At 39.0% G+C, this 13,209-nt stretch carries 13 protein-coding genes; 1 reads left to right on the forward strand and 12 read right to left on the reverse strand.

Annotation, left to right across the window (positions count from 1 at the left end):
- Nucleotides 1-8: 8 nt before the first annotated feature.
- From CZ487_RS16775 to CZ487_RS16805, 7 genes are read right to left on the reverse strand one after another with little or no spacing between them, the layout of a single operon-like run.
- Nucleotides 9-323 (reverse strand): Zn-ribbon domain-containing OB-fold protein, encoded by a 315-nt coding sequence (locus tag CZ487_RS16775; protein WP_084783320.1) that lies wholly within the window; start codon nucleotides 321-323, stop codon nucleotides 9-11.
- A complete protein-coding gene (locus CZ487_RS16780) occupies nucleotides 323-1,462 on the reverse strand; it encodes a thiolase domain-containing protein (protein ID WP_077213422.1) in 1,140 nt (379 codons plus the stop codon). Before CZ487_RS16780 ends, CZ487_RS16775 begins: the two co-directional genes overlap by 1 nt.
- The gene (locus CZ487_RS16785) at nucleotides 1,459-2,943 is read right to left on the reverse strand and encodes a class I adenylate-forming enzyme family protein (RefSeq protein ID WP_077213423.1); all 1,485 of its coding nucleotides are present in this window, start codon (nucleotides 2,941-2,943) and stop codon (nucleotides 1,459-1,461) included. Before CZ487_RS16785 ends, CZ487_RS16780 begins: the two co-directional genes overlap by 4 nt.
- Nucleotides 2,943-3,419 carry a PPC domain-containing DNA-binding protein gene (locus tag CZ487_RS16790; RefSeq protein WP_077213424.1) on the reverse strand — a complete coding sequence of 159 codons (477 nt, stop codon included), beginning with the start codon at nucleotides 3,417-3,419 and terminating at the stop codon, nucleotides 2,943-2,945. The genes CZ487_RS16785 and CZ487_RS16790 overlap by 1 nt, the downstream gene beginning before the upstream one ends.
- A gap of 50 nt (nucleotides 3,420-3,469) precedes the next feature.
- Nucleotides 3,470-4,810 (reverse strand): TRAP transporter large permease, encoded by a 1,341-nt coding sequence (locus tag CZ487_RS16795; protein WP_077215361.1) that lies wholly within the window; start codon nucleotides 4,808-4,810, stop codon nucleotides 3,470-3,472.
- Nucleotides 4,811-4,815: 5 nt separating this feature from the next.
- Nucleotides 4,816-5,292 carry a TRAP transporter small permease gene (locus CZ487_RS16800; protein WP_077213425.1) on the reverse strand — a complete coding sequence of 159 codons (477 nt, stop codon included), beginning with the start codon at nucleotides 5,290-5,292 and terminating at the stop codon, nucleotides 4,816-4,818.
- Between the two features lie 22 nt (nucleotides 5,293-5,314).
- Entirely contained in the window at nucleotides 5,315-6,355 is a 1,041-nt protein-coding gene (locus CZ487_RS16805; RefSeq protein WP_077213426.1) for a DctP family TRAP transporter solute-binding subunit, read from the reverse strand.
- 472 nt (nucleotides 6,356-6,827) lie between these two features.
- On the opposite strand from CZ487_RS16805, the gene CZ487_RS16810 reads away from it, so the two are divergent.
- On the forward strand, nucleotides 6,828-7,796 hold the full coding sequence (locus CZ487_RS16810) for a bile acid:sodium symporter family protein (protein ID WP_077213427.1): 969 nt from the start codon (nucleotides 6,828-6,830) through the stop codon (nucleotides 7,794-7,796).
- A gap of 66 nt (nucleotides 7,797-7,862) precedes the next feature.
- On the opposite strand, the gene CZ487_RS16815 is transcribed toward CZ487_RS16810, so the two are convergent.
- The 5 genes from CZ487_RS16815 to CZ487_RS16835 form a co-directional block, all read right to left on the reverse strand.
- Nucleotides 7,863-9,008, reverse strand: a complete 1,146-nt coding sequence (locus CZ487_RS16815; RefSeq protein WP_077213428.1) for an acyl-CoA dehydrogenase family protein — start codon at nucleotides 9,006-9,008, stop codon at nucleotides 7,863-7,865.
- Between the two features lie 39 nt (nucleotides 9,009-9,047).
- On the reverse strand, nucleotides 9,048-10,106 hold the full coding sequence (locus CZ487_RS16820) for a phosphotransferase family protein (protein ID WP_077213429.1): 1,059 nt from the start codon (nucleotides 10,104-10,106) through the stop codon (nucleotides 9,048-9,050).
- Nucleotides 10,081-11,295: an acyl-CoA dehydrogenase family protein gene (locus CZ487_RS16825; RefSeq protein ID WP_077213430.1), complete on the reverse strand. Its 1,215-nt coding sequence runs from the start codon at nucleotides 11,293-11,295 to the stop codon at nucleotides 10,081-10,083. Before CZ487_RS16825 ends, CZ487_RS16820 begins: the two co-directional genes overlap by 26 nt.
- Before the next feature lie 79 nt (nucleotides 11,296-11,374).
- Nucleotides 11,375-12,133, reverse strand: coding sequence for an SDR family NAD(P)-dependent oxidoreductase (locus tag CZ487_RS16830; protein ID WP_077213431.1), 759 nt, complete (start codon nucleotides 12,131-12,133; stop codon nucleotides 11,375-11,377).
- Nucleotides 12,134-12,173: 40 nt separating this feature from the next.
- Entirely contained in the window at nucleotides 12,174-13,160 is a 987-nt protein-coding gene (locus CZ487_RS16835) for an NADPH:quinone oxidoreductase family protein (protein ID WP_077213432.1), read from the reverse strand.
- Nucleotides 13,161-13,209: the final 49 nt, after the last annotated feature.

The following is a 13,209-nucleotide window of genomic DNA, read 5'->3' on the forward strand; positions in this document are numbered from 1 at the left end:
TTTGTTATTTATGATTTTTTTGCAAAAAGGTACTGATTTTCTTCATTATTGATACATGTCACGCTGTCATTGATTTCTACCCGCCCAGATATTCTTCCAGTAATTCTTAATCCATTAGGTAATTGCACTAGAGCTATCGTATATGGTGTCAGTTCAGCAAATTCTTTAGATGATATGTGGATGGTCGTATGGGAAAAAACGGTGCCTTCTCCAGGAATATTCCGTAAATGAAACTCTGTTCCTTTGCAAGTTGAACATATCCACTTTTTCTGCACATACTCTTTTTTGCAATTAGAACATTGATAAAGTTGAATATCAGCCATCACGCATTCACCCTTTCAAAAATGTGAACGGTCGAATAAGCACCCGTCCCTCCTAAATTTTGGGCTAATCCAATCCTTGCTCCATCCACTTGGTTACAGCTAGTCCCTCTTAACTGTGAGACAACTTGATAAATTTGTGAAATTCCAGTCGCTCCAATCGGATGGCCTTTTGACAACAAACCTCCGCTCGTATTAACAGGAATTTTACCACCATGCTTAGTCAATCCTTTTTCAACAGCTTCCCAGCCTGTTCCTTTTTCAAAAAATCCCAGTTCTTCAATAGCGAGTATTTCAGTCATCGTAAAACAATCATGCAACTCAACGACATCAATATCAGATGGACCTAATCCTGCTTGTTCGTACGCCGTGTTCGCGGATGCACGAACAGCCGGAATACTTAGGAGATCTTCTGTTTCCTGCATTTGCGTCGTACCAGAGGCCTGAGCAGATGCCCTGACGATTACGCCATGTTCTCCTTTTGACAGTACAATTGCAGCGGCTCCATCCGTTGTCGGGGAGCAATCAAAAAGTCCTAAAGGTTCTGTAATCATTCTAGCTGCCATAATTTCTTCTAAACTAGCAGGCTTTCTAAATTGAGCCTTATGATTATTTAAAGCATATTCCCGATTTTTAAGAGCTACCATCGCCAAATGCTTTTTGGAAGCCCCTGTTTCATAAAAGTAGCGGTTTGCTAATGTTCCAAAAAAACCTGGGAAGGTTAATCCAGCATTTTTCTCATTAGAGTCATTATCCATCGCAGCATTTATGGCTCTCGTTACATCTTCTGTCGATGCATGCTTCATTTTCTCGACACCAGCAATTAAGACATGATCACAAACACCATTTTGGATATTTAAGTAAGCTTGGCGAAAAGCAATCCCCCCTGACGCACAAGCTCCCTCTACCTTTGTCGTCGGAATATTCCCAAGCCCAAGATCATTTGCAACAATTGCCCCAAGAATTTCCTGGTTTCCTAAAGAACCACCCATAAAATTTCCAATATAGACTGCATCTATCTTAGGGAAATTCGCTTCCTTTAAAGCATCCACACAGGCATCCATCAAAAGTGTTTTTAAGGATGTATGTTCATGCTTTCCAAATGGTGTCATGCCGATTCCTGAAACCGTCACTTTTCTCATTTCGCTACACCGCCATCCATATTTTTTAACTCTCTTTTTAAGATTTTCCCGTAACTGCTCTTTGGCAGCTCTTTAACAATATGAATTTCTTTCGGTTTCTTAAAGCTTGCTAGATGATCCTGACATAACTGCAAAAGCTCTTCTTCGAGTACCTCGCAGCCTTCATTTAGGACACAATAAGCAACCACCGCTTCTCCCCATTTATCATGGTGCTTTCCGACAACAGAAGTTTCTTTTATACCATCATGCTTGTTCAATATCTCTTCTATTTCACGCGGATATATATTCATACCGCCGCTTATAATCACATCTTTTTTGCGATCGACCAAGTGGAGATAACCTTTTTCATCTGCCCAGCCTAAATCACCTGTATAAAGCCATCCATCTCTCAAAGTATCTGCCGTTGCCTCAGCATTGCGCCAATACCCCTGCATAACGAGCGGACCCTTACAAATTACCTCGCCAACTTCCCCAGAATTTACTTCATTTCCGTCATTATCGACAAGTTTCATTTCAACAAATGGACCTGCAGCCCCGCATGATTCTAATCTTGATGATAGTTCATGACGCGGCATTGTCGTGATTACCATAGGTGCTTCGACCTGTCCATATGTTTCTACAAAAATTGGTCCAGCTGTATCAATCGCTTGTTTTAGTTTACTGGCTGCTATCGGAGAACCAGCCATATTGATAGACTTGATATGCCTTAATTTCTTAACATCAAAATTCGGGTCTTGAAACATCAAATTAACCATAGTTGGCACTAAAAAGATGACAGAAACTCTTTCTTTTTCAATATCATTTAAAAACTCGGATGGATCAAATTTGTTAAAAACAACCTGTGTTAGCCCATATATCCAAGAAACATGTGATAAAAAATTACTTCCATGTGTTAACGGTGCCACATGGCCAATCGTATCTTCGGGTGTTACTTCGCATACAATTGCTAATGAAAGAGCCCCTGATATAATATTGCGATGAGATAACATCACACCTTTTGGTTTGCCAGTTGTCCCCGAGGTATACATAATGGCAAACAAATCATCTTCCTTTGAAACAATTTCAGGTTCTAAATCATATTGCGCCAATAACCATTCTTCATATTGGTCCCCGATGAACACCACTTGACAATTTGGTTTTTCTAGAGGATCGATTAAATCTTCTTCGCCAATTAATACTTTTGGTTCAGCATTTCCAATGATATAATCCACTTCTTTTGGATGAAGTCGATAATTTAATGGTACTTTTATAAACCCGCCTATCGCTGCTGCTAAATCTAATTCAATATGTTCAACTCTATTCGACATAAGAATCGCAATACGGTCTCCTTTTTTTAACCCTATTTGTTTTAAGGCCCAATAGAGACGGTAAGCGCGAATTCTTAACTCTTCATATGTAAACTCATTTATTTCATCTTTTACAGCTACTCTTTGCGGATATCTCTTAAAGGCTTTTTTAGCCAAGTGTGCGATCGTTTGCATTATCCATCCTCTCTTTCGTAAAAATTAAAAAAAGAGAAACCTAAGGAATGATTAAATTCTTTCTTCGTCTGAATAGCACTTGTGGCTAATACGGTGAATTCCACCGTAATGGCCACAATATTGCCTCCTTCCAGAAAATGCCCCCCAGATATACTCTTTTTATGATCCATAAACACACCGTGAAAGTGAATATCCAATTCCCCATCTTCCCTGACACCTATTACTCCGTTGCCTGACAGCAGTTCAACAGGAGTATCCCATTCAATTGGTTTCGAGTAAGATAATGTTTTATTTTCATATTCAAACTGGACAAAGGAAAGTTGGGATAACGACCCAATACAGGTAACCGAACCAGCAGTGATTCCATGTTTTTGCAACTCATTTTTAATACCTGTAAGAAGGTCCTCACCAGCACCTACACGTCCCATTAAAATTCCTTTTTCTTTATCAAAAACGGAATGTGTGCGATCATTCACTGACATCCCTCCTAAAAAGATCTTTTATGCATGCTAGCTCCTTAATATGATCAATCTACCCCCAGTAAATCTGGTAAAAATGTCGTGATGCTCGGAATATAAGTAATGAGCAGCAATACCACAATACTTGCCACAACAAATGGAATGATTGCTTTTGAAATTTTATTAATCGAAGTATTGGCTATTCCACAAGCCACATACAAGTTTACCCCTACAGGTGGAGTAAAAAGTCCGATTGCCAAGTTTACTGTCATAAACATTCCAAATACTGTTGGATCTACCTCTAATACGAGCATGATCGGCAATAATATAGGTACGAAAATGTAAAATGCTGAAATAGCATCCATAAACATCCCAGCAATTAATAAAATAAGATTGATTAATAATAGAATGATATATTTATTTGAACTTATTCCCAAAAGCGCATCAGAGATTTGCTGTGCAATTTGCTCTGTTGTAATTAAATAGGCAAACACAGATGCAGAGCTGACGATAAACATGACTACAGCTGTTTGTACGGAAGAATCAATCATGATTTTCTTTAAATCTTCAAACTTAAGTTCTTTATAGACAAAAATTCCAATTACTAAGCCATAAAATACCGCAACAACTGCTGCTTCTGTCGGAGTAAAAACCCCTCCGTAAATACCTCCTAAGATGATAAAAGGCATTAATAACCCCCAGATAGCATCGTAAAAGGCTTTTGCAATTTCCTTCCCTGATGCTTTTTCACGAGTTGCTGAAATTTCAATCGAAGAGTCTTTAACGGCAGACAAAATCCCCTTCAGATCCTTCCTTCTAACAATCATGGCAGCAATTATGAATGATAAACCTAATAAAAGCCCTGGAATAATTCCAGCTATAAATAACCGGCCAATTGATACATTGATGCTGTCACCCGCAACAACACCAAAAACAATTAGTGCAATACTGGGGGGAATAATGATTCCGATTGCCCCAGAACTTGATAATAAAGCCGCCGCAGATTCGGGTTTAAAGCCATTTTTCATAAGAGCAGGGATGAGTATCCCACCTATAGCTGCAACTGTTGCTGGACCTGATCCGGAAATCGCTGCAAAGAATATCGCTGTTAATACTGTTACAAGGATAATTCCGCTTTTCCAATGACCAACACATACATCAGCAAAATGAATTAACCGTTTCGATATTCCTGCATATTCCATAATAACTCCAGCAATTATGAAAAACGGAATCGCTAAAAGTGTGAATTTCGCAACACTTGTATATAAAATATCTGCAACTAACTCCACTGATGAAAAATCATAAGTTATGATTAATGTCACAATGGAAGAGGCTGCCAATGAAATTGCAATAGGCACTCTTATAAGTAAGAGCAGAAAAAATAATCCGAATAGAATTATAGAGGCCATTTCCATCATTCACTTTCTGCTTGTAGATTTTTGAATTCCTTTATAGTAGATTCGATCGACCTGATAAGACACAGGAAACTACCTATTGGAAAACCAAGTGAAAATATCCATTGCTGCCATCCCAGCGATGGAGTAGTTGTATTTAGCAGCATTTGAAATTGGACCATTTTTACTCCGTAATAAGTAAATATAGCAAATACAACAATCACTATCGATCCCACCAATATGGCAAGTATCTTTTTCACTGGAAGACTGGCTTGATCAAAAAGAAGGCTGAAGCCAAGGTGAGATCCTGACTTCACCCCGACTGCAGTACCAACAAACGTCAACATAACAAATAAATTGATTGTTATTTCTTCAGTAAACGACAGCGAATGATTCATAAAATATCTTGATATCACGTTTGCAAAAGCAATGATAGACATGATTGAAGCACTAAATATCAACAAGCTGTGTTCAACCATTGATAGGATTTTTGACATCTTTCATCACACCTTCATTTTTTTAGTTTTGGAAGGCATTTAGCAAATCTTCTCCCCAAATATCCTTGTATGTGTCATACACTGGCTGGGAAGCAGCCTTGAAAGTTTCAATTTCTTCTTCAGTTGGATAATAGAACTGCATACCAGCTGCTTTTAACTCTTCAATTTGCTCTTTCTCTTTTTGACGAGTCGTTTCAATTTGATATTTCCTTGCATTTGCAGCTGCTGTTTTAATAATTTCTTGATCCTCTGCACTTAAAGAATCAAACGTTTTCTTGTTTACGCCAAATACTAAAGGATCATAAGAATAGTTCCACATTGTGATATAATCTTGAACTTCATTTAATTTTGATGAGTAAATAACATCAATTGGGTTTTCTTGTCCATCGATTGTTCCTTGCTGTAATGCTGTAAATACTTCAGAGAAAGCCATTGTTGTAGGATCTGCTCCTAGTTCCTTGTAAAGATCCGTGTACATTTTGATTCCTGGAATACGTACCTTTAAACCTGAAAGATCCTCTGGACTTTTTACTTCTACCTTACTATTTGTCAACTGGCGGAAGCCGTTTTCGCCGAATCCTAATGGTTCAACACCAATTTCTCTTAAAATATCATTAACCATTTCTGGCCCTTCTCCAGCCATTTTAGCGTCAACATCTTCTAAATCTTTAAATAAGAATGGTGCACTCAACACTCCAAATCTTTCATCCAAAATAGAATAAATGATCGTCGAGTGAATACTGAAATCAGTTGTTCCCTTAACTAATAATTCAACACCTTTACCTTGATCCCCGTTTGATAATTGTTCATTTGGATATGGAGTAATAGTAATTCTGCCGTCCGTTTTTTCGTTAACTTCCTCAGCAAATTTTTCTGCTGCTAAAAACCAAGAAGAAGTGTTACTCGTTGTTACAGACATTTTAAAATTATGTTTTTCTCCTGCTTCTGATCCATCAGAGTCACCACTGCCCCCGCTAGCACTATCACTATTTCCACAGCCAGCAGCTACCAATGCTAGAATTGCTGTTAATACAAAAGTAATCCAAATTTTCGATCTTTTCACGAAATAAACCCCTCTCTTTTCTCATTTTCCAATTATTTGACTGACCTTCCCGAATTACAAAAAAATTTTCCTTCGCCAATTTTAGCAGCATTTCTGCAAGCGCTATCTAAAACAGCTGGTTTATCATTCCCTCCTTAAAAAATTCAATATTAAAATAATATTTCTATTTATTATAGAATTATGTATTTTAAATAGTCAATCTATTTTTAATAGTCAAATAACACTTTTTTGTATGATAGAAAATTAATTTCATTCTTGAGATTTCATGTGATGTTAAAAAGTTCATACAAAGAGCAGAGTTCCTATAGAATTAATTAACATACGATAACTTTATATTAATTTTTTGTAGTGATCTTCTTTAAATAAAACTTTTCTCCGAATATATATAATTTTTAAAATACTATAGCATAATTTCCTTTCTTTTGGTAAACTAATTTCCAATTAAGTTTTTGTTGAAAGGGATTTTTTTAAAATGCTTAAAATAAATGAATTTATCTCTAAGAACCTTCCCCTTCTTATACTATTAATGGCAATATTTACTTATCTATCTCCTTATTATTGGAAAGTATATCCTTGGGTGCCCAGTCTATTACTAGGAATTGTCATATTCTTTACTGGAATTTCGATGGATGTTTCATCCATAAAAGCTATTAAGACAAAGAAGAGAGAACTTTTTATCGCTACCTTTTTAAAATGGACATTAACTGTGTTGATTTCTATTGCTCTAGCACATTTGTTTTTTTCAGAAAAGCCTGAAATTGCAGCAGGTTTTATCCTATCTGGTGTCGTTCCCAGTGCAACTGCCGCAACACTATACACATTTATAGCCGGCGGAAACACATCACTTGTAATCGGTGCATCACTGCTCGATATTTTTGTCAGCCCTGTTATAGCACCTCTTTCCATGTTAGGACTACCGGGTAACACGGTAACCATTTCAATTTTTAGCCTTTTAAAGTCCTTTGTGACCATTGTTTTAATCCCTTTGTTTGCTGGGCTTGTCATTCAGCGCTCCGTGCCAAGCTTAGTCGTTCACTCAAAGTCAATTACGAAGTTTGGTTCATCGGTTTCCTTGCTATTGATCATTCATACATTGGTTGGCAGCGGTAAAGAGACGATATCGACAGAGCTGGCCGCTATCCCTATTTTACTCATCGTAACGTTTGTTCAAGTTGTTCTTCCTATGTTTCTTGCTTACTTCATTGCTCGAAAACTATCGGTTAATGAAGCAGATTCTCGGGCTATTTTCTTCCAAGTGGGACTATGTAATACAGCACTTGCGGCAATTTTAGCTTACGAATTTATTGGTAATCTGGCTGCTGTTGCTCCAATTTTGAACATGATTATTAACCTGTCTATGGGAGCGTTCTTTGCAAATTACTTTTCAAGCAAACAAGAAATGCTGGAGCTTTCTAATAAAAACACCGAAGCAGTTAAATAATGATGGCCTGTTTAGAGGGTTTACTTGAAATGAAAAAAGCTTGCCACCAAGGGCAAGCTTTTTTCTTTATAAATTCAAATTGGCAATATGTTCAATAATATTCTCTTTCTTTTGGAGATTCATTCTGGCGATACGCAGTTCTTTATACCATCTTTCAATCGGCAGATCCCCTGCAAAGCCTGCTCCTCCATGTATCTGCAAACAATCGTCGATGATTTTTGATGCTGTATCTGTTGTGAAAACTTTCGCCATCCCAGCAGCTGTTGCAGCATCTTTTGCACGTTCATCAATTTTTTTTGCAGCATCTTGAACCATTAGTCGTGCAGCTTGGAGATTGACATAACCACTCGCTATCATAGTCCGAATGCTCGGAAAGTCGGACAATGGCTGACCCCTTGTAATTCGAATCTTGGCATAGCTTTTCGCATAATCTAATGCCTTTACTGCGACTCCTAAACATCTTGAAGCAAGTAAAACTTGAGCCTCAGTAATCCATTCCTTCATTAATTCCGCTCCGTCACCAATATTGCCAATTCTTCTATCATCACTAATTTTCATTCCATTAAAACTAAGACTATTAACTTTTTGGACGTCAATTAACACCGTTTCTTTGTTCTCAAAAGAGTCATTATGTTCTAGGATAAACAATGTCGGCTGTTTTTCCCCGCTTTCACCAAGACAGTTTACTAAAATGACCCCAAAACCAGCTTCTTGAAATTTATCAATATAGGCTTTATGGCCATTAATGATCCAACTGTTACCGTCTTTAACTGCTTGACATGTCAGCTTCCCGATATCATTATCTTCATGTTCTTCCCACAGTGCCACAAAGCATCCTTTCCCTTGTTGGATTGCAGGCTTGACGTAGGTATTTATTTGCTCCTTTGTACAATTTTCAAGAAATCTAGGCAATTCTTCACCAAATGCATCACCTGCAGGGTGAAATAGTCCAAGCCGATGCTGTGCAGCTTCCTCATAAAGAACAGTTCTGCAAGAAAGAGATAGACCTGCTCCACCCCACTCTTTCTTAGCTCCCATCGCCTGCAACCCTGTTTTTTGTGCTGTCTCTTTTAGGGTGTCAGCCACATCCTTTGATAATTCCGTAATATGCTCCTTTTGCAATAGTTCAGCTCTTTCTACTTTATCTCTTACAAAAGAACGCACTGTCTTCTTCAAGATCGTCAATTCTTTATCCACCAGCACTTCTTCCATTGTTTTCCCTCCTGTTCATATTGAGATCACATGCTCCGATTATTTTAATAGCTCTTTTCTTTGCGCTTTCGCTGCCATTTTCAGTAAATTCTCAATACCAATAATTAATGATTGGAATCGTACATCTTTAGCTTCACCAATTTTCCAGCGGTAATATAACTGCTGCAGAACAACAGCAACTTTATAAAAAGCAAAAGTGAGGTAGTAATCAATGTTGCTGACATCCCTGCCGCTTTTCTTAGCGTATAGTTCAAGCATTTCCCTTCTCGAAGCAAAACCAGGCTTTGCCGTTACTGATGTTAAGCCTGTATAAGGTTCACCTTCTTCAGCCCAATAAGCTAGCGCCGCCGCTAAATCTGTTAGCGGATCTCCTATTGTACTAAGCTCCCAGTCGAACAAACCAATGACTTTACTTGGGTTATCAGCTGCGAACATCATATTATTCAGCTTAAAATCATTGTGAACGATGGTTGGAGCTGGGGATGCTGGAATATGATCTACAAGCCACTTTTCAAGCGCTTCAACACCCGTAAACTCATCTGTTTTACAGTTACTATAACGCTTAATCCAGCCATGGACTTGGCGGCTTAAATAGCCATCTGGATAGCCAAAATTTTCGAGACCGGCGTCTTTATAATCCAAACTATGAAGCGCTGTCAGGGTTTCCATTACGGCATTAGAAATCAATTGTGGTGCTTGCGAAATGTCCTCAAATTGCTTTGGAATAGAGTCATCAATTACAACTCCATCCTTTTTTTCCATTACATAGAAATGCCGTTCCATAACCTTAGTATCTTCACAAAATAAATATGGCTTTGGTGCCAGCGGAAATACGCTGTTTAATTTTTTCAGAACAACATATTCCCTTTTCATATCATGAGCTTTTGGCGGGAGCGGACCAAAAGGCGGTCTTCTTAAAACGGCTTGCCACTCTCCTACTCTAATAAAATAGGTTAAATTGGAATACCCTGCCGAAAATTGATCCACCTCAAGAGGTTCATTTGATACCACAAGATTTTGACTGCGCAAGTAATCTGCAACGTTTTCCCAGTTCACATCATTCTGAAGAGCTTTATTTTGTGACGGCTGCTTGCTCATTTAGGCCCTCCTTTGCTTTAAACTCCTTTAGGAGCTGCCTTGCCACTACCATACGATGCACCTCATCTGCGCCATCATAGATTCGGGCTGCTCTTGCTTCACGATATAGACCTTCAAGCGGGGTATTTGGCGTTAAGCCATATGTACCAAGTACTTGGATCGCTCTGTCCACAACGTTATTTAAGACCTGTGCTCCGTAAAGCTTAATAAGAGAAACCTCTTTCCGTGCTTGATCTCCCTGATCCATTTTCCAAGCCGCCTGTAAGGTTAATAGTCTTGAAGCTTGAATTTCAGCTTCTGAATCTGCGATAAAGTTTTGCACTGTTTGTGAGTCCGCTAATGTTTTGTCGCCATCCTTCTGGTTTAGCGCATACTTCATCATCTCGTTCATGGAACGTCTCGCTACACCAAGCCAGCGCATTGCATGTGTAATTCTTCCTGGTCCTAAGCGCAGTTGAGCAAGCTTAAATCCTTCTCCTCTGTTTCCAAGCATGGCTTCCGCTGGGACTCGGCAATTATTAAAGCGAACTTCACAATGCCCGCCAACATAATGATCACCTAAAACCGGAACTTCACGAACAACTTCAAATCCAGGGTTGTTTGTGTCCACAATAAATAGACTTGTCCGGTTGTGTGGATTTGCATCAGGATCTGTGACAACCATCGCAATGCAAAAAGCAGATCCAACTGCTCCCGTTGTAAACCATTTATGAGCATTGATAACCCACTCATCGCCATCCTTTACAGCTGTTCCTTGAAGTGTTGTCGGATCTGACCCAGATACTTCTGGTTCAGTCATCCCAAAGCAAGAACGAACGTCGCCATTGGCCAATGGTATCAAGTATTTTTCCTTTTGTTCCTCTGTTGCGGCATGCCAAAGGATCTCACCATTCCCGGCATCCGGAGCCATGGATCCAAATACGTATGGACCGATTGGGCTTTGACCAATAACTTCTGACAGCAAACCAAGGGAAACGAAGCCTTGTCCCATGCCGCCAACTTCCTTAGGAAGATGACCAGCCCAAAGACCCTTTTCTTTTACGATTTGCTGTAATGGCTTTAGTATTTCAGAAGGAAGTCCACGATGTGGTACCATGTATTTTTCATTCGGAAAGACATGCTCTTCCATAATTTCTGTAGCCAACTCAATCATTCTCTTCTGCTCTGCACTTTCGGAAAAGTTCAACATCCCAATCACTCCTTAATATTCCTAATGTAAGTCACATCCTTTTTTCTAATGGATAACTAACAGGATGTACTTGTGCTTCTTACTGAGCTAACCATCCTCCATCTACAAAAACCGTTTGTCCAGTCATGTAGCTGCTAGCCTCTGATGCTAGAAAAACGACGGCTCCTGCAACTTCTTGCGGTTCTCCTAATCTGCGCATTGGTGTTTTGCCAACAATTTTGTCCCTGACCTTCTGATTGCTTAACTCATTTCGGTTCAAGTCCGTTTCAATATAAGCAGGTCCAATTCCATTAACCTGAATCCCATACCTCGCCCATTCCAATGCTAACGACCTTGTTAGATTAATAACAGCCGCTTTGCTTGCTGTATAAGCGGAGATCCCGAGGTCCCCTACAGCTCCTGCTACAGATGCTAAATTAATGATTTTTCCGTAACCTTGTTCTTTCATAATTCTTCCAGCAGCCTGACAGCAGAAAAACAGGGACTTTACATTTAAATCCATAACTTTATCCCATGATTCCTCATCAACATCTAACGCAGCGCCTGTATGAGATACGCCGGCATTATTTACTAAAATATCAAGTTGACCAAATTGGCTGACCACTTCGTCCATTAGAATTTTAATATCCGACGTATTTCGAAGATCGGTAGAAAAGCTAGCTGCTCTTCTACCAAGCCCTTGTATTTCTGCTACTACCGCATTATTCTTTTCTATATCGCGGCCGACGATTACTACGTCTGCCCCTGCTTCTGCCAAGCCAAGCGCCATACTTCTTCCTAAACCTCTGTTTCCGCCAGTAACAACTGCAACTCTATTTTCAAGACTAAATAATTTCATATTTTTCTCCACCTCGGCTATCATTCTATCAAGCTAATCTTTAAGAATTGATTTTAACGACTACTTTGCCCCATGTTTTTCTTGTTCCTAATAACGTAAGAGCTTCCGGTACCTGCTCAAAAGGGTATTCTTTGTAAATAAGCGGTTTAATTTTTCCTTCTTCATATAACTTCATGATTTCATTATGTTCTTTAATAACATTTTCCGGGAACAGTTTAGCATAGTAGCCGTAGTGAACACCTACAACAGAATAATTCTTGATAAGTATGTGGTTAATTGCGACGGATGGGATTGTTCCACCTGCAAAACCAATTACCAAAATTCTGCCGTCAAATGCAATACATTTACGAGATCGATCGAAGATATCCCCGCCGACTGGATCATAAATCACATCAGCACCTTTTCCGTCTGTCACTCTCTTAACCACTTCAACAAAGTCCTCTGTTAAATAGTCAACAACCACGTCTGCTCCTAAATCTTTACAAACCTGTACCTTTTCAGCTCCCCCTGCTGTTGCAATTACTTTAGCTCCAATCGCCTTACCTAATTGAATGGCAGATGATCCCACTCCGCCTGCTCCAGCATGAACAAGCAGAACTTCTCCCGCTTGTAATTGAGCTCTTTTATATAAAGCATAGTATGACGTACGATATGTAATAGTCATTCCTGCTGCTTCACTCCATGGCATTGAATCTGGGATCGGATAGACTGCAGTTTGATGTACCGATACGTACTGAGCAAGCCCGCCTTTTGGAGTTTTTGGCGAAGCCATTACACGCTGCCCTTCCTTAAAGCCGCTGGCAGCACTTGCTTCAACAACTACTCCTGAGATTTCTGAACCAAATGTAAAAGGAAGCGGCGGTTTTTCTTGATATTTCCCTTGACAAATTAATATATCAAAAAAGTTGAGGGCAGTAGCCTCTACTCTAATTAAAACTTCATCTTCTTGACGAACCGGATTCTCTACTTCATCGATTTTTAATACGTCAACTGGTTCTCCTATTTCTTTTACTAACCATGCCTTCATTAATATTCATCCTCCCTATCAATAATTGGTACAATTCTAAATTTCACTT

The sequence above is a fragment of the Robertmurraya dakarensis genome (genome assembly GCF_900156875.1).
Classification (GTDB): domain Bacteria; phylum Bacillota; class Bacilli; order Bacillales; family Cytobacillaceae; genus Robertmurraya; species Robertmurraya dakarensis.